The sequence below is a fragment of the Nonomuraea maheshkhaliensis genome (assembly GCF_039529435.1).
Lineage (GTDB): Bacteria > Actinomycetota > Actinomycetes > Streptosporangiales > Streptosporangiaceae > Nonomuraea > Nonomuraea maheshkhaliensis.
The window spans coordinates 68,840-84,733 of record NZ_BAAAMU010000024.1 but is presented as its reverse complement, the minus strand read 5'-3'; the positions used below and the strand labels follow the sequence as shown (position 1 = coordinate 84,733).

General features: G+C 73.6%; 11 protein-coding genes. 3 read left to right on the top strand and 8 right to left on the bottom strand.

Annotated features, from left to right (window positions below; genetic code table 11):
* Positions 1 to 2,194, bottom strand: a 2,194-nt coding sequence (locus ABFX54_RS18620; RefSeq protein WP_346106385.1) for an AfsR/SARP family transcriptional regulator, incomplete at its 3' end; no start/stop codon positions are given.
* Positions 2,195 to 2,240: 46 nt separating this feature from the next.
* On the opposite strand from ABFX54_RS18620, the gene ABFX54_RS18615 reads away from it, so the two are divergent.
* On the top strand, positions 2,241 to 6,077 hold the full coding sequence (locus ABFX54_RS18615; RefSeq protein ID WP_346106383.1) for a protein kinase domain-containing protein: 3,837 nt from the start codon (positions 2,241 to 2,243) through the stop codon (positions 6,075 to 6,077).
* On the opposite strand, the gene ABFX54_RS18610 is transcribed toward ABFX54_RS18615, so the two are convergent.
* Positions 6,038 to 6,808, bottom strand: a complete 771-nt coding sequence (locus ABFX54_RS18610) for a Mut7-C RNAse domain-containing protein (protein WP_346106382.1) — start codon at positions 6,806 to 6,808, stop codon at positions 6,038 to 6,040. The two genes, ABFX54_RS18615 and ABFX54_RS18610, sit on opposite strands and share 40 nt — an antisense overlap.
* Before the next feature lie 26 nt (positions 6,809 to 6,834).
* On the opposite strand from ABFX54_RS18610, the gene ABFX54_RS18605 reads away from it, so the two are divergent.
* Positions 6,835 to 7,761 (top strand): TAXI family TRAP transporter solute-binding subunit, encoded by a 927-nt coding sequence (locus ABFX54_RS18605; protein WP_346106380.1) that lies wholly within the window; start codon positions 6,835 to 6,837, stop codon positions 7,759 to 7,761.
* Between the two features lie 32 nt (positions 7,762 to 7,793).
* Here ABFX54_RS18605 and ABFX54_RS18600 read toward each other — a convergent pair whose 3' ends face one another.
* From ABFX54_RS18600 to ABFX54_RS18575, 6 genes are all read right to left on the bottom strand, one after another.
* On the bottom strand, positions 7,794 to 9,119 hold the full coding sequence (locus ABFX54_RS18600) for a sensor histidine kinase (protein WP_346106379.1): 1,326 nt from the start codon (positions 9,117 to 9,119) through the stop codon (positions 7,794 to 7,796).
* Positions 9,116 to 9,781, bottom strand: a complete 666-nt coding sequence (locus ABFX54_RS18595; protein ID WP_346106377.1) for a response regulator transcription factor — start codon at positions 9,779 to 9,781, stop codon at positions 9,116 to 9,118. The genes ABFX54_RS18600 and ABFX54_RS18595 overlap by 4 nt, the downstream gene beginning before the upstream one ends.
* 9 nt (positions 9,782 to 9,790) lie before the next feature.
* Complete coding sequence (locus tag ABFX54_RS18590; RefSeq protein ID WP_346106375.1) at positions 9,791 to 11,101, bottom strand: MFS transporter; 1,311 nt, start codon at positions 11,099 to 11,101, stop codon at positions 9,791 to 9,793.
* 199 nt (positions 11,102 to 11,300) lie between these two features.
* Positions 11,301 to 13,466: a glycoside hydrolase family 6 protein gene (locus tag ABFX54_RS18585; protein ID WP_346106373.1), complete on the bottom strand. Its 2,166-nt coding sequence runs from the start codon at positions 13,464 to 13,466 to the stop codon at positions 11,301 to 11,303.
* Positions 13,467 to 13,517: 51 nt separating this feature from the next.
* The gene (locus tag ABFX54_RS18580) at positions 13,518 to 14,525 is read right to left on the bottom strand and encodes a GNAT family N-acetyltransferase (RefSeq protein ID WP_346106371.1); all 1,008 of its coding nucleotides are present in this window, start codon (positions 14,523 to 14,525) and stop codon (positions 13,518 to 13,520) included.
* 173 nt (positions 14,526 to 14,698) lie between these two features.
* On the bottom strand, positions 14,699 to 14,944 hold the full coding sequence (locus ABFX54_RS18575; RefSeq protein WP_346106369.1) for a DUF2630 family protein: 246 nt from the start codon (positions 14,942 to 14,944) through the stop codon (positions 14,699 to 14,701).
* 38 nt (positions 14,945 to 14,982) lie between these two features.
* Between ABFX54_RS18575 and ddaH the strand changes: the two genes are divergently transcribed.
* A complete protein-coding gene (ddaH, locus tag ABFX54_RS18570; RefSeq protein WP_346106368.1) occupies positions 14,983 to 15,729 on the top strand; it encodes a dimethylargininase in 747 nt (248 codons plus the stop codon).
* The last annotated feature ends 165 nt before the right edge of the window (positions 15,730 to 15,894 follow it).

Here is a 15,894-nt window from a genome sequence, read left to right as displayed (position 1 = left end):
TGTCGTGTCTGGAGGCTGCGGGCAACCAGCGCGACGCAGCCTCCAGACACGACACCAGCGCCCGCTCGGCCTCCTCCAGCCGGCCCCGCTCCAGGTGCACCCGGCCGAGCCGGCGCCGGGTGTGGTTCACCTTCCGGGTGCGGCCCTGGCGCAGGAACATGCCCAGCGCGAGCCGCAGCTTCTCGTGCGCCAGATCCCATTCGCGCTCGGCGAGATGCAGATCGCCCAGGTCGAGCAGGACGAGCGCCTCGCCCTGGTCGTCCCCCGAACGGCGGGCCGACTCCAGCGCCCGGCGCGACACCTCACGCCAGTCGTCGAGGAAGCGGTGCCGCTCCAGGTAGGGCGCCAGCAGGTGCGCAAGGCGCCAGCAGGGGTCGTCGAGCCCCGCGTCGTGCAGGTCGGCGACCAGGCTCACCAGGAACGAGCGCTCGGCGTCCAGCCACTCGACCGACTCCCTGATGTCGCGGGTCGCCACCGCCGTCGCCGGATCGCCCGACACCAGCGAGAACCGGGAGGCCCGCACCCTGGCCAGCACCACCGCCGACACCCGGTCCAGCACGCCCGGCACCGGCTGCTCGCGGGCGAACAGCCTGGTCAGGGCGTGCATCCGATAGCGGACCTGCCCCGCCGCGTCCACGCCCGCCGTCTCCAGCAGGCCCGCGTCCACCAGCGCCTCGGCGCCGCCGCCGAGCTGCTCGGTCAGCCAGTCGGCGAAGTCGGGCGCCGACAGCGCGCCGAGGCCGCGCAGCGTCAGCCGGGCCGGCTCGGGCAGCCCGTCGTAGCCGACCGTGAACACGCTGCGCACCGTCCGGTCGCCCGCGTGCAGCCGGTCGAGCCGCCCGTGCTCGTCCTCCAGCAGACCCACCAGGTAGTCGACCGTCCACTCCGGGCGGGCCGCCAGCCTGGAGGCGGCGATGCGCAGCGCGATCGGCAGCCCGCCGCAGAACCTGGCCAGCCGGCCCATCGCCTCATCGGCGGGCCGGCCTGAGCCGGCTGTCAGCAGGTCGAGCGACTCTTCAGGGCCGAGCACGCCCACCGACAGCCGGGTCGCCCCGGCCAGGCCGCCCAGCGGGGAACGGCTGGTCACGACCGTCGGGCAGGAGGTCAGCAGCGGGCGCACCTGAGCCTCGTCGGCGGCGTTGTCGAGCAGCACCAGCAGCCGCCGGTTGGCGCAGTAGGCGCGGAACAGGCGCTCGCGCTGCTCCAGCGTCGCCGGGATCGCCTGGGCCGGGCAGCCCAGCCAGCGCAGGAAGTCCTCAAGGACGGCCGCGGGCGACGTCGTCTCGCGCAGGTCGGCGTACAGGATGCCGTCGGGGTACGCCTCGCGCCCGCGCCAGGCCGCGCGCACGGCCAGCGCCGACTTGCCCGCGCCCGCCTGGCCGTGCACCACCACCCGGTCGCCGAGCACCCGGTCGAGCAGGCCGGCGCGGCCGGTGAAGTCGGGCACGTCGGGCGGCAGCAGCACCGGGGGCCCCGCCGAGACGTGCAGCGAGACGTCGTCGTGCAGCATGCGGTGGTAGAGGAGCTGCAGCTCCGAGTCGGGCTCGATGGCGTGCCCGCCGTCGAGCTGGTCGCGCAGCACCGCGTACGCGGCCAGCGCGTCCACCCGGCGGCCACTGCGGTAGAGGGCCAGCATGTACTGGCCGCGGAAGCGCTGCCACGTCGGGTGCTGCTTGGTCAGCCGGCGCAGCTCCACCAGCAGCTCGCGATGGCGGCCCGCGTCGAGGTCGGCCTGCAGCCTGCGCTCCAGGGCCAGCAGCCGCAGCTCCTCCAGCTCCTCGCGCAGATGTCGTGTCTCGGCCCAGCGCTCGCCCTCGGGATCGACGTCCTCCAGCAGGTCGCCCCGCCACAGGCTCAGCGCCTCCTCGTAGGCGCCCTTGTCGACCAGCAGCCGGAAGCGGTCGATGTCGAGCTGCTCGTCGCCGAGCGCCAGCACGTACGAGCCGGACACGGTGCTGATCACGTCCTTGCCGACGAGCCGGCGCAGCTCGCCGACATAACCGCGGACCAGGGAGTCGGAGCGGTCGCCGCCCTCGCGCGGCCACAGCAGCCTGCGCAGCCGCTCGACCGTCAGCGGGCGGCCCGCGTTCAGCAGGAACATCGCGAGCAGGTCGCGGTGCTTGGGCACGGTCGGGGTGCGGTCGTGCCCCTCGCCGTCGCGTACCTCAAGCGGCCCCATGATGCGAAATTCCACGCGGCCTTCCTTCGGGGAGGAGATCTCGATCAGAATGGCACACTTGATGACTGCCCTCACTCCCACCGACCCCCGACGGCTGGGCCGCTACTGGCTGGCCGGCCGGCTCGGCGCGGGCGGCCAGGGTGTCGTGTACGAGGCGTACGGCGAGAGCGGCGAGCGCGTCGCGGTCAAGGTGCCCAGGCTCGACGGCCCCGAGGCCCGGGCCAGGCTGGCCAAGGAGGCGGCCGCGGCCGGGCGGGTGGCCTCGTTCTGCACCGCCGCCGTGATCGAGGCCCAGGTCGAGACGGCGCCGCTGTACATCGTCAGCGAGTACGTCCCCGGGCCCAGCCTGCGTCAGGCGGTGGCCGAATCCGGGCCGTTCGGGGCCGGCCCGCTGCGCCGGCTCGCGGTCGGCGTGGCCACCGCGCTGACCGCCATCCACCAGGCCGGCATCGTGCACCGCGACCTCAAACCGGACAACATCATCCTCGGCCCCGACGGGCCGCGCGTGATCGACTTCGGCGTGGCGCGCGAGAGCGGGCCCACCACGACGGGACCGGCCATGGGCACGCCCGGCTACATGGCGCCCGAGGTGCTCACCGGCCGCGCCGCCAGCGGGGCGGCGGACGTGTGGGCGTGGGCGATGGTGCTGCTGTTCGCGGCGCGGGGGTGTGACGCGATTCCGGCGGGCGAGCCGATGGCGGTGGTGGGCCGGGTGCTGGAGTTCACGGCCGACGTCTCGGGGCTGCCCGAGGGGATCGCGCCGCTGGTGGCCGCCGCCACGGCGCAGGATCCCGCCGCCCGTCCGGCCGCCAGAGACCTGCTGCTCGGCCTGCTGGGGCTGCCGGAGCCGCCGGAGCCGCCGGAGTTGCCGGGCGACGGTGATGGTGCTGCGGAAGGCGGCTCATGTGCGGCGGACGATCCGCTGGTTCGCGGCAGCGGAGTGGCGGCTGAACTCACCGGTGAGGCGGGTCCCGGACTGGGCGCGGTGGCCGAGGAGCTCTACCGCGAGCTGAGCGAGGCGGAGCGGGTCTGCGTGCCCGAGGTGTTCCTGCGGATGCTCGACGGCGACGCGCTGCGCCCGGTGCGGCGCGACGAACTGCCGGAGGTCGAGGGCCTGGACGCCATGCTCGACCTGTTCACCGCGGCGGGCCTCGTGACGCGGCGCGAGGAGGCGGACGGGAACGAGGACGCGGACGAGCGCTCCGGGGAGGTGGATGAGCAGAGCGGGGGGACAGACGAGTCGCGCGGGGAGACGGGTAAGGGCAAGGGCGAGGCGGGCGAGCGGCCTGGGGTGGTGTACGAGTTGCCCGCGCCCGGGCTGGTGCGGGCCTGGCCGCGGTTGCGGGACTGGGTGGGGGCCAACAGCGACGGGTTGCCCGTGCACCGCCGGTTGGCCGACGCCGCCGCCGAGTGGGACGGTCACGGCAGGCGGCCCGCCGACCTGATGCAGGGCACCCCGCTGGACCGCACCCTGCGCTGGGCCGCCGCCGAGCGCAGGGACCTCACGCTGGCCAGGCGGGAGCGCGAGTTCCTCGACGCCGCCGCGGCCCAGGTGCGCAGGCGCGGCAGGAGGCGCGGCCTGATCGCGGCGGCGCTGGCCGGGCTGCTGGCCGCCGCGCTGGCCGGGCTGGGGGCGGCCGAGTACCTGCGCAGGGAGTCCGTACGCCAGCGCGACGACGCCAGGGCCAAGGAGCTGGCGCTGCGCGCGTCCGGGCTGCGCGAGGTGGAGCCGGAGCTGGCGCGGCTGCTGTCCGTGGCGGCCTGGCGGCTGTCGCCGGAGACGACGGAGGCGTGGGGAGCGCTGCTCGACTCGGCGTCCCAGCACGTGAGCGACGTGTTCGTGGCCCCGTACGTGGACTCGTCGAGCGTGCAGGCGCTCGACCCGGACGGCCGCGTCCTGGCCTCCGTGGCGGGCGACAGCGCCCGGCTCTGGGACGTCGCGAGCGGGCGGCGGCTGCGCGAGGTCACCGGGCTCGGCGCGGGCATGACCCGGCTGGCCGTGAGCCGCGACGGGCGCCGCCTGGCCGCTCTGGACGACGACGGCGTGCGGGTGTGGCACACCGTCACCGGCAGGCCGCTCGGCGAGCCGTTCGCGAAGGAGGCGGGCGGGTTCGGCGGGCTGGAGTTCGACCGGTCGGGCCGGCTGCTCTCCGTGCCGCGCGCGTCGGGCGGCGTGGAGTGGTGGGACGTGGCCGGGCGGGCCAAGCTCACCGCTCCCGGCGGGGCGGCGCTCACCGGGATCAGCCCCGACGGCCGCTACGGGGTCGTCGCCGCGGGCGAGCGGACGGCCGAGGTGTGGGACCTGCGACGCGGCCGGCGGCTGAGCCTGCCCTCCCTGCCGGGCAGCGGCACCACGATCGCCGCCGCCTTCAGCGACGACGGCCGGGCACTGGCGCTCATCGAGGACGTGCCCCGCCACGACAAGCCCGTCGTGCACCTGTACGACCTGAGCACGCGCAGGGCGAAACAGCCCATCGAGGGTGGCCCGCTGCAGGCCGCGGATTTCGTCTTCGGCGGCGGGTACGTCGGCATGTGGTCACCGGGGCAGGAGCTCACCGTGGCGCGCTGGGACGACTGGACGACCATGCTGAGCCTCCCGCTGCCGACCGATCCCGTCCAGGTCCGCTACGACCTGGCGGGCAAGGCCGTACGCGTGCTGAACGGGCAGGGCGGCGTCGTCACCCTGGACGTCTCCATGATGTTCGACCGGCCGCTGAGGCTCGACCCGCCGCTCGACCACGACGTCGTCACCCTCGAAGTGGCGCCCGGCGGCCGGGTGCTGGCCGTGAAGAGGGAGCCCTCGGCCGTCACCGCCCACCAACTGCGCACCCTGGAACTGCTCGACCCGGCGACCGGCGCGCGGAAGGCCGGTCCGATCGCCTGGGAGGGCGAGGGGAAGGCGATGGCCTTCAGCCGGGACGGCACCCGGCTGGCCTTCGGCGACGGCGACGTGGTGCGCGTGCTCGACGTCGCCTCCGGGCGGATCACGCGGCAGTTCGGGCTCGCCGCCGAGCAGACCGACAGTGCCTCAGGACCGGAATACAGCGTCACCGATGAGGTCGACAGCACCTCCGAACAGCCCGGCAGCGTCTCTGAGCCGCCCGGCGGCGTTTTCGAGCAGGACGACAACGCTCCCGAGCCGGCCGACAGCACCCCCGAACCGGCCGACAGTGCCTCCGAGCCGCCCGTCAGTGTCTCCGAGCTGGCCTTCGGGCCCGACGGCCGGACGCTGGCCGTGCAGCCGGACGGCGGCGCGTTCTTCGTGATGGACCTGCGGGACCTCAAGCGCAGGTCGTCCGCCGGCAGCGGCGCGCCGGGTGACGGGCCCATGGGGTTCGCCCCTGACGGTGCCCGGCTGTTCGTCGCTGACCCGCGACCGCGGCTCTACGACCCGGGACGCGACACCCTCGTACCCGTTTCCGCCGACGCCGCACGGCTCGGGGGCACGTTCGCCTACAGCCCCGACGGGCGCAGGATCGCCTTCTCCGGACCGGACCGGATCACCATCTGGGACCGTGACCTGCGCACCCGCCTCGGCGCCTTCCCCGTGACGGCCGGGATGGGCGAAGCCACCCTGCTGACATGGTCGCCGGACGGTCGCTGGATCGCCTCGTACGAAGGCGGGCCGCGGCTGCGCTTGTGGGACGTGGCGAGCGGGCGGCAGATCGGGGTCGTGTACGACGGGCTGGCGGGGCCGCAGATCGACAACGCGTGGCTCGGCTTCTCGGCCGACGGGACGAAGCTGCACAGCCTGGGCGTGGACGGCACGTTCCGTACGCACGAGCTCGACGGCGCGCGCCTGGCCGCGACGGTGTGCGAGCGGGGCGGACGCGCGCTCACCGCCGCCGAGTGGAGGGACTATCTGCCCGGCGCAGACCCGTTCGCCCTCTGCTCCTGACCGGAGCCGGCGCCGCTCGCCCAGGCTCTGGCCGTGCGGACGATCTCCTCAAGGTGATCGCTGTGCGCGCCGTGCCAGTAGACCTGGCCGCAGTCGGCGCAGCGGCCGTAGGCGTCGTAGCTGCGCCGCGTGCCCGCCTCCAGCCGCGGCTCGACCTCCTCCTTCGGCGCCGGCGCCAGCACGCCGTTGCACGCGGTGCAGCGCGTCCACGGGCGCAGCGGCGGGGAGAAGCGTTCGAGCAGGTCGCGGAGCTGGTCGGCGGGGGCGGAGCCGCGCACGTACGCGCCCAGCCACAGCGCGCGGCGGCGCAGCAGGCCGCGGTCCTGCGTGAGCAGCACTCGACGCTCCTCGTTGGCCTGCACCACCAGCGCCGGATCGTCCATGTCGTTGTGGTAGGCGGTGTCGACACCCAGCAGCCGCAGCCGCCGCGCCAGCGTGCCCAGGTGCACGTCCAGCAGGAACCGGGGCTCCTCGGGCAACTGCTGGGGCCGTGGGACCGGATGCACCTCCACCACGTCACCGTCGGCCGGCTGGTAGGAGGGCGCCACGCCCCTGCCGTTCACCACCATGGGCCCCACCTCGGTCAGCGGGACCCCGATCGACTCCACGTGGTGGCCCAGCGTCGAGGTGCCGTCGGGGGTCACCTCCTGCCACTCGTGGCGGCGGTTCGCGGGCAGGAACATCCTCAGCTCTGAGGAGATGCGCAGGCGTGCGGTCGTCACAAAGTCCATTCTGTGACACCGAGTACCGTGAATTCATGCCGATATCCCGCCGCTCGTTCGCCGGGGTGGCGGGGTTCGCCGCCCTGTTCGCCGCCGGGGCCGCCGGGTGTTCGGGCGGCGGCGACGGGCAGCCCGAGCTGCGGCTGGCGACCGGGCTCGCGGGCGGGCCTTACGGGGCGCTCGGCGACCGGCTCGCCGAGGAGCTGCGGCGCGGCGGGCTGGGCGTGCGGGTGCTGCCGACCGCCGCCAGCGTGCAGAACCTCACGATGATGACCGACGGGCGCGCCGACGTCGGGTTCGCGCTGGCCGACAGCGCCGACGACGCCGTACGCGTACGCCACCAGCCCGTCTCCGCGCTGGCCAGGATGTACATGAACTACGTGCACCTGGTCGTCGGCACGAACTCCGAGATCAGCTCGGTCGGCGGGCTGGCGGGGCGGGCCGTGTCCATCGGGGTGGAGGGCTCGGGCACGGCGGTGACCGCCACCCGCGTGCTGGCCGCCGCCCGGCTCCGGCGTCCGCCCCGGATCACCAGGCTGGGGCTGGATGCCTCCATCGGCGCGCTGCGCGCGGGCCGGGTCGAGGCGTTCTTCTGGTCCGGCGGGGTGCCCACGCCCGCGCTGGCCGAGCTCGACGACATCCGGCTGCTGCCGCTGGAGTCGCTGGTGCCGGTGCTGCGGCGCGAGTTCGGCCCCGTGTACGAGGACGCCACCGTGCCCGCCCGCGCGTACGGCGGGCCCAGGGCGGTGCCGACCGTGGGCACGCCCAGTTACCTGATGTGCCGGACCTCGCTGCCGGACGACCTGGCCTACACGATCACCGAGACCCTCTTCACCGCCCGCGACCGGCTCCAGGCTCCGTCGGCCCCCGGGGGACGGCTGGACCGGCGCTACGCCATCGGCACCGGAGTCGTGCCGCTGCACGCGGGCGCCGCCCGCTACTACCGCGCCGTCTACGGGTGAGGCCGAGGGGCGGGACCCGAGCAGGGAGGCGGTCACGGCTCGGGCAGGCGGAGCTCGACCACGAGCCCGTGCGGCTCGGCCGGACGCAGTTCGAGCGTGGCTCCGCAGGCTCTGGCCAGTTCGGCGGCGATGGCCAGGCCCAGGCCGCTGCCGGGCACGTTCGCGTGCGCCCCTGAGCGCCAGAAGCGCGCTTGCGCCTCCGCGCGTTCCTCCTCGCTCAGCCCCGGCCCGTCGTCGGCCACCCGCAGCACGCCCTCGCGCAGGGTGACGGTCACGGTGCCGCCCGCGGGGACGAACTTCTGCGCGTTGTCGAGGGCGATGTCGGCGATCCTGGCCGCCGCCTCCGGCACGACCGACATTTCGGGAATGTCGGTCGTCAGCCGTACGTCCTTCGCCGCGTACACCTCCCGCCACACCCCCAGCCGCGGCTCCAGCGCGACCTCCTTGCCCTCGACCCCCGCGCCCGCCTCCACCCTGGCCAGCACCAGCAGGTCCTCGACCAGCAGCGCCAGCCGGTCCAGCTCGGCCATCGCCTCCTCGAACTCGGCCGTCCCCTCGGCCCGCAGATGCGGCTCCAGGTTCTCCAGCCGCAGGCTCAGCACCGTGAGCGGCGTCCGCAGCTCGTGCGAGGCGTCGGCGACGAACGCCCGCTGCCGTTCCATCGCGCCCGCGACCGCGTCCGCCATCGCGTTGAAGCGCTCCTCCAGCCGCCGCAGCTCGGACGGGCCCGCGCCGGGATGCGCCCGCGCGTCCATCCGGCCCTGCGCGATGGCCCGCGTGGTGCGGTCGAGCTCGGTGACCGGCCGCAGGATCCAGCGCGCCAGCCGCCTGGCCGCCACCGTCGAGACGCCCAGCATCAGCAGCGCGCCCAGCGCCAGCGCGGCCCACACCAGGCTCACCTCCAGGCGGGCCCGGCCCGCGGGGGCCTGCAGCAGCACCACCCCGGACAACTGCGCGTCCCGGCCCGCGGGCTCGGCCAGCAGCACCGTGTCGGGGCCGAACGGGCTGATCGTGGGCAGGTCCTCGGTCGTGCGGCCGGACAACGCCAGGCGCAGGGCGTCGCCGTCGTCGGCGGTGAAGCTGCCGGCGGTCAGCAGGATGGAGCCGTCGCGGTCACGTACGCGGACGGCGGCGCCGTACAGGTCGGCGTAGCGGGTGATCTCGGACAGCAGCCCCGTGCGGTCGTCGTCCCGCGCGGCCTGGTCGGCCAGCTCGGCGAAGCGGGTGGCGTCGGCGCGGCGGTCGAGCAGCAGGCGGTTCGTCCGGTGGGAGGCGTAGGCCAGGCCCAGCGGCACCGCCAGCGCCGCCACCAGGAACACGATCAGCGTCGTGAACGTGACCACCAGCCGCGAGTTCACGTCGTCGAGCCCAGCCGGTAGCCGGTCCCGCGCAACGTCTCCACCAGGCCCGGCCGGCCGGTCTTGGAGCGCAGGTGGGCCACGTGCACGTCGAGCGAGCGCGAGGCCGACAGCAGCGGGTCGCCCCAGACCTCGTCGAGGATCTCCTCCCTGCCGCGCACCACGCCGGGCTCGCGGGCCAGCATCGCCAGCAGGTCGAACTCCCGCCGCGTCAGCGTCACCGGCCGCCCGGCCACCGTGACCTGCCGGTACTCCAGGTCGATGCGGACGTCGCCGACGCTCACCACGTCGTCGCGCGGCGGGCGCGGGCGCGTGCCCCGCCGGACCACCGCCTCCATGCGCGCCATCAGCTCGACCGTACGGAACGGCTTGACCAGGTAGTCGTCCGCCCCCGACCGCAGGCCGCGCAGCACCTCACGCTCCTCGGTGCGGGCCGTGACCACGATCAGCGGCACCGCCGACACCCGGCGCAGGCGGCGCAGCACGTCGAGCCCGTCCATGTCCGGCAATCCCAGGTCGAGCAGGACGAAGTCGACGCCCCCCGCCAGGCGGAGGGCGTCGACGGCCAGGCCCGCCCTGGTGACCTGGTGGCCGTGCCGGTCGAGGGCCGTGGTGAGCGCGGACGCGAGCCGATCGTCGTCCTCGACCAGGAGAACTCGCATGCCGTCAGGTTAGACGCGCGCCGGCACCGACTCCGCCGTGGCCTGCTCGGCGCGGGAGAGCGCGGCGTCCCTGGTCTCGCGCATGGAGAGGTAGACGACGAGGGAGACGGCGGCGCAGCCGGAGACGTACCAGAAGAAACCGGACTCGATGCCGCTGTCCTTGAACCACAGCGCCACGTACTCGGCGGTGCCGCCGAACAGGGCGTTCGCGATCGCGTACGGGAGCGCCACGCCGAGCGCGCGCACGTGCGTCGGGAAGAGCTCGGCCTTCACCACGGCGTTGATCGAGGTGTAGCCGGTGACGATGATCAGCCCGATCAGCGACAGCACCAGGCCGCCGCCGAAGCCCTGCACGCCGCCGAGCGCGGTCATCAGCGGCACCGTCCCCACCATCGACCCGATGCCGAACGTGATCAGCAGCGGCCTGCGCCCGATCCGGTCCGACAGCCCGCCCGCCAGCGGCTGCAGGCACATGAAGATGAACAGCGCGCAGAAGCTCACCAGCGTGGCCGTCTCCTTGGCCAGGCCCGCCGTGTTCGACAGGTACTTGGTGAGGTAGGTGGTGTAGGTGTAGTACGCGACCGTGCCGCCCATCGTCAGCGCGATGACCAGCAGCGCCTCCTTCTTGTGCGCGAGCAGCTGCGCGATCGTGCCGCGGCCCTGCGAGGTCTCGCGCTCCTCCTCGTCGTACGCCTCCGTCTCCAGCAGGCTGCGGCGCAGGTAGAACACGACCGCGGCGGCCAGCGCGCCGACCACGAACGGGATGCGCCAGCCGTAGGAGCTCAGCGCCTCCTTCGACATCGAGTTCTGCAGGATGATCTGCAGGCCGAGGCCGACGAGCTGGCCGGCGGTCATGGAGACGTACTGGAAGCTGGAGGCGAAGCCGCGCCGGCCGCGCGGGGTGGCCTCGGTGAGGTACGTGGCGCTGGCCGCGTACTCGCCGCCGACCGACAGGCCCTGCAGCAGGCGCGCCACCACCAGCACGAGCGCGCCGAAGTAGCCGACCGCCTCGTACGTCGGGGCGATGGCGATCAGCAGGGCGCTGGCCGACATCAGCGTGACGGTGAGCGTGAGCGCCGCCTTGCGGCCCTTCCTGTCGGCGTAGCGGCCGAGCAGCCAGCCGCCGAGCGGGCGCATGAAGAAGCCGACGGCGAAGATCGCGGCGGTGTTGAGCAGCTTCGCCGTGTCGTTGCCGTCCGGGAAGAAGGAAGCGGCGAAATAGACGGCGAAACTGCTGTAGACGAACCAGTCATACCATTCGACCATGTTGCCGACCGAGCCGCCGAGCACGGCTTTCCACGGCACGCGGGCCTTGCTCACGAAATACCTCCGGGGGGCTTCTGGGGGGAGTAGCTGCCGGCCAGAGCCTTACGTCAGAAGGATGTTCGGACAAGGGAGCGGGCGTCAGATCTAACGTGCGCTTAACATGGCGTTCTTACGCGTGCATTACCTCGGCGCTATGCGGGGCCGACGTTTCCCGCTACTTCAGCGTGACGCTGGCCGGAATCTTCCCGCTGCCTCAGCGCAACGCGGGGCTGGCGTTCTTCGCCCGTTCCAGCGCCAGGACGTCCCACCACTGGCCCGCTTCCGGGGACACGACGCCGCGTTCCGGGTCCTTCTCCCCGTTCGTGCCGCGCCGGCACCGGCCGTCGGACGTGCCCGGCCTGGCCACCCACAGGTAGGCGTCCACCAGCTCCGCGCCCGTCTCCGTCGTCGGCCGCTCGCCGACGCCCCTGCCCGGCGGGTTGCACCACGTCTGCGGGTCCTTGTAGGGCTTGTCCGTGCGCCAGGAGCCGCGGCCGTTCCTGGAGGTGTCCACGGCGAAGTGCGGCATGGACGCGGGGTCGACGCCGGCGTCCTTCGGGCAGTCCGTTCCCTTCGTCTTCAGGCGGACGGCGATGCAGGCCGACAGCTCCTCGCCGTACGCGACGCTCTTGCCCGTGGCCGTGTAGGCGGAGGTGTTGACGATGAAGCCGTCCGCCTCGTCCACGCCCGCGCCGATGAGCCGCCCGGCCATGATCTCCGTGCCCGGGTAGAGCGCCTGGCCGCCGTCGAGGTAGACCGCCGTGCGCGGGCCGGCCTTCAGGCTCCGTACCGCCTGGCGCAGGTCGCGGTAGCGCCGGCCGTCGTCGCCGGGAACCGGGCAGTTCGCGGCGCCGGGGAGCTTGACCAGGCTGGAGGGCTCCAGGACGACCACCGCCGGGGCCGGGCCGATCTGGCGCGCGATGCCGCTGATCCAGTCCTGGTACGTCCGCATCTCGGCGTCGCCGGCCGGGCGGCGGCAGTCGCTGCCCGGCATGCGGTTGATCAGGAAGACGGGGACGCCGCCCTCCTGCCGCGCGTTCGTGATCGTGTCGTCCACCTTCGCGCGGACCTCCGGCTCACCGAGCCTGATGGCGTAGGGGACCGCGGCGAGCTTGCGCATGAGGGCGGCGTCCTGCGGGCGGTCCTTCTTCCAGAGCTCGGCCTGACGGGAGGCGTTGGGCTCGTCGGGGGCGTAGAACGTCGCGTTGTCGGTGGCTCTGAGGGGGTTCTGGCGGGTGGCCGGGGGCTGCGGGGTGCCCGTTGTGGCCGTCGTGGTCTGGACGGCCGGCTCGGTCTGAACGGCGGGGGTGGTCCTGGCGGCCGACGAGCCCCGGTCGCGCAGCACGACGGCCGCCGAGACACCGGCGACGGCCAGCACCACGGCGGTGCCCGCGACCAGGAGCCTGCGCCGCACCGGCGAGGAGGCGGGCGGCTCGGTGGCAGGGGCCGCCGGAGGCGGGGTGGCGCCCGCGTCCTGAGATGGGGTGGGCCCGGTGGCGTCGGATCCCGGCGCCGGGGTCGCGGAGACGGAGGAGGTGGGTTCCGGGCCGGAGGAGCCGGGTTCCGGGCCGGCGGCGGTGATGTTGGCGGCGCTCAGCCGGTCCATCAGCTCCTGGGCCGTCGGGCGCCGGCCGGGGTTCTTGGTCAGGGACGCCAGCACCAGCTCACGCAGCGGCCCCGACAGACCATGCAGCTCGGGCGGCTCGTTGACGATGCGCAGCAGGATCGTCGGGATCGAGCCCGAGCCGAACGGCGGCACGCCCCCGGCGGCGAAGGCGACCGTGCAGCCCCAGGAGAAGACGTCGGAGGCCGGGCCGATGGCGGAGCCCGACACCTGCTCGGGCGACATGTACGACGGCGTCCCCACGATCGCGCTGCTCACCTCGGCGCCCGCCAGCCGCGCGATCCCGAAGTCGATGACCTTGGGCCCGACCTGCGACAGCAGCACGTTCGACGGCTTGAGATCGCGGTGCACCACCCCGGCCCCGTGGATGGCGTGCAGGGCCATGGCCATCGCGGCGGCCAGCCCGTCGAGGGCCGAGCCCTTCAGGGAGCCCGACTCGTGCACGGCGTCCGCGAGACTGGGACCTTCGACGTATTCGGTGACGAGGTAGGCCGTCTCGCCCTCCACGTCGGCGTCCAGCACGGGCGCGGTGCAGAAGCGGGCCACCCGCTTGGCGGCCTCCACCTCGCGGGCGAAGCGCCGCCTGAAGTCGGAGTGCGCGTCCATCCTGGCGTGGATCAGCTTCACCGCCACCCGGGTGCCGTCGGGCCCCCGCCCCAGGTAGACGACGCCCATGCCGCCCTCGCCCAGCCGCCCGAGCAGCGTGTACGGCCCTGCCTGCCGCGGATCCTCGTCCCTCAGTGCCTGCACGGTCATAGACGGTCAGTAAACCAAGGAGTCAACGGAAGATCCACGCCGTCCGACCGGCTACAGCGACAGCCGCAGGTCGTACCACTCGTCGAAGAGCACGTACCCCATGGCCTCGTTGACGGCGAGCATGTGGGCGTTGGAGGTGGCGTTCCAGGTGATGACGCGTTCGACCGCGGGCTCGTGCGCCCGCATGAGGAACAGGTTGGCCAGCTTGAGCGCCAGGCCCAGGCGATGACCGCGGTGCTCGCGCAGCACGGTCGTGTCCGCCTGCTCGGCCCAGCCGCCGCTCGGCCGGCCGGTCGCGACGAAGATGCGGGTGTATCCGGCGGGGGCGCCGTCGCTGTCGCGGCGGGCGATCGTGGTGTAGCAGGTCTCGTCGCCGTACGGGATGCGTTCCTCGAACGCGCGCACGCGGTCGAGGTCGTAGTCGATGTCGGCGACGTCGCCGTCGCGCGGGGCGTCGTTCATGCCGGCCATGACCGCCGAGAGGTCAGGCAGCAGCTCCGGCGTCGCCGGGCCGATCCAGCTCTCCAGGGTGTAGCCCTCGGCCGAGGGGGACATGGCCCGCAGGGCCGTCCAGTCGGCCGTGCGGAGGTCGAGCACGCGGCGCGCCCGCACGTGCCCCACCGTCATGCCGCGCGCGCGGCCGAACCGGGCGCCGGCGGCCGTGGCATCGGTGAGGAGCAGGCTCCTGCCGTGGGCGCGCATGCGGTCGAGGGCGTGCGCGAAGAGCGCCGAGCCGTGGCCGTGGCCCTGGTGCTCAGGGCGCACGGTGAGGGGGAAGATCCAGGCCATGTGGGGGTTGTCGGACGTGGGCAGCGACAGCGCGTAGCCGCCGGCGACCTTGCCGCCGTCGACCAGCGCCCACGCCTCCGCCCTGGCGGAGGGCGTGTGCGCGCAGATGTCGTGGCGGAACCGGGTGAGGGACAGCCTGGGCCCAGGGACGTCGGCGGTGGCCACCGTGAGCGCCGCGTGCAGGCCCGCGACGAGGTCGTCGGCGTCAGGGAGGCGGGTGCCGGACGGGCCCGGCGGCTGGTCGGGGATGGGGATGGGCTGGATCCGCATGCCTGTAGCCAAACGCACGGGCTCCGGCCGAGGCGAACGGTTTTATCGCGCGCCACTCCGCCGCTCACCATGTGGCACCCCACCGGAGTCGCGTGGCCAACCCACCACTTCACCGCGTGGCGTCACCGGTCCGTTCACCGGCGGCGGCTCACGGCCCAGAATCTCAGTGGGTCTCACTGGCGGTAGTTCTCCACCTCGCCGGCGGGGCGGGCGGCGGCGCCGTCAGGGTCCTCGCCCACGTTGCGCCTGGCCCGGCGCTGCCTGAGCAGGTCCCAGCACTGGTCGAGGGCCGTCTCCAGTTCCTTGATGCGTGCGTGTTCCTCGTCCGTGGTCACGTCGCCGGCCCGTAGTTTGTCGCGCAGGTCGTGCTCCTCGGAGACCAATGCGCTGATCGTGGTGAGAATTTCGTCGTCCCGCATGCCCAAGACTCTAGTCACCTCGTGATAGAAAGCGCCCTATGTCTGGTATCGCGCTGGTAAGAAGGCCCGGCCCCAGAATCGCCGAGGGCATCGTCACGCATCTGGCGAGAGAGCCCGTGGACCACGAGCGGGCCGCCGTCCAGCACGATGCCTACGTGGCGGCGCTGGCCGCGAACGGTTGGCGGCCGACGTACGTCGCGCCCGCCGACGACCTGCCCGACGGGCCGTTCGTGGAGGACACGCTGGTGATGTCGGGCCGGTTGGCCGTGCTGACCAGGCCGGGGGCGCCGGAGCGGCGGCCCGAGGTGGAATCGGTGGCTCAAGCCGTGCGGGAGCTGGGCGTCACGTCGGTCCGGATCGCCGCGCCCGGCACGCTGGACGGCGGCGACGTGCTCCAGGTCGGCCCCACCGTGTACGTCGGCAGGTCCGCCCGCACCGACGACGACGGCATCAGACAGCTCACCGCCCTCCTGCCCGAGCGCAACGTCGTGCCCGTCGAGCTGCGCGGTGTGCTGCACCTGAAGTCGGCGGTGACCGCGTTGCCCGACGGGACGCTGATCGGGGACCCGGACCAGGCGGACCTGCACGGCCTGCTGGTGCCGGAGGAGGAGGCGGGCGCGCACGTGGTGGTGCTGGGGGAGGACCGGGTGCTGCTGGCCGCGTCGGCCCCACAGACCGCCGCAATGCTCGAAAAACGCGGATTTTTCGTGACGAAGGTGGATATCTCGGAGTACGAGAAGCTGGAAGGCTGCGTGACCTGCCTCAGCGTCCTCGTCGCGGACTGACCCTTCTCAGGACCCGGCTCGGGGACCTGGCTCAGGAGTTTCTCAGGATCTGAGATGCTGGACGGTCCACGGCGAGACGTCTGATACCGTTCATGGCATGCTGCGCGGTCTCCTTCTTAGCTGCCGCGGCGGGGGCCTCTAAGGCCGGCTCCCTCGCCGCGGAGC

What these genes read in the sequence shown, in the direction of transcription:
- ABFX54_RS18615 (WP_346106383.1), top strand. Translation starts at nt 2,241, where the DNA reads ATGACTGCCCTCACTCCCACCGACCCCCGACGGCTGGGCCGCTACTGG.
- ABFX54_RS18610 (WP_346106382.1), bottom strand. Translation starts at nt 6,808, where the DNA reads ATGGACTTTGTGACGACCGCACGCCTGCGCATCTCCTCAGAGCTGAGG.
- ABFX54_RS18605 (WP_346106380.1), top strand. Translation starts at nt 6,835, where the DNA reads ATGCCGATATCCCGCCGCTCGTTCGCCGGGGTGGCGGGGTTCGCCGCC.
- ABFX54_RS18595 (WP_346106377.1), bottom strand. Translation starts at nt 9,781, where the DNA reads ATGCGAGTTCTCCTGGTCGAGGACGACGATCGGCTCGCGTCCGCGCTC.
- ABFX54_RS18585 (WP_346106373.1), bottom strand. Translation starts at nt 13,466, where the DNA reads ATGACCGTGCAGGCACTGAGGGACGAGGATCCGCGGCAGGCAGGGCCG.
- ABFX54_RS18580 (WP_346106371.1), bottom strand. Translation starts at nt 14,525, where the DNA reads ATGCGGATCCAGCCCATCCCCATCCCCGACCAGCCGCCGGGCCCGTCC.
- ABFX54_RS18575 (WP_346106369.1), bottom strand. Translation starts at nt 14,944, where the DNA reads ATGCGGGACGACGAAATTCTCACCACGATCAGCGCATTGGTCTCCGAG.
- ddaH (WP_346106368.1), top strand. Translation starts at nt 14,983, where the DNA reads ATGTCTGGTATCGCGCTGGTAAGAAGGCCCGGCCCCAGAATCGCCGAG.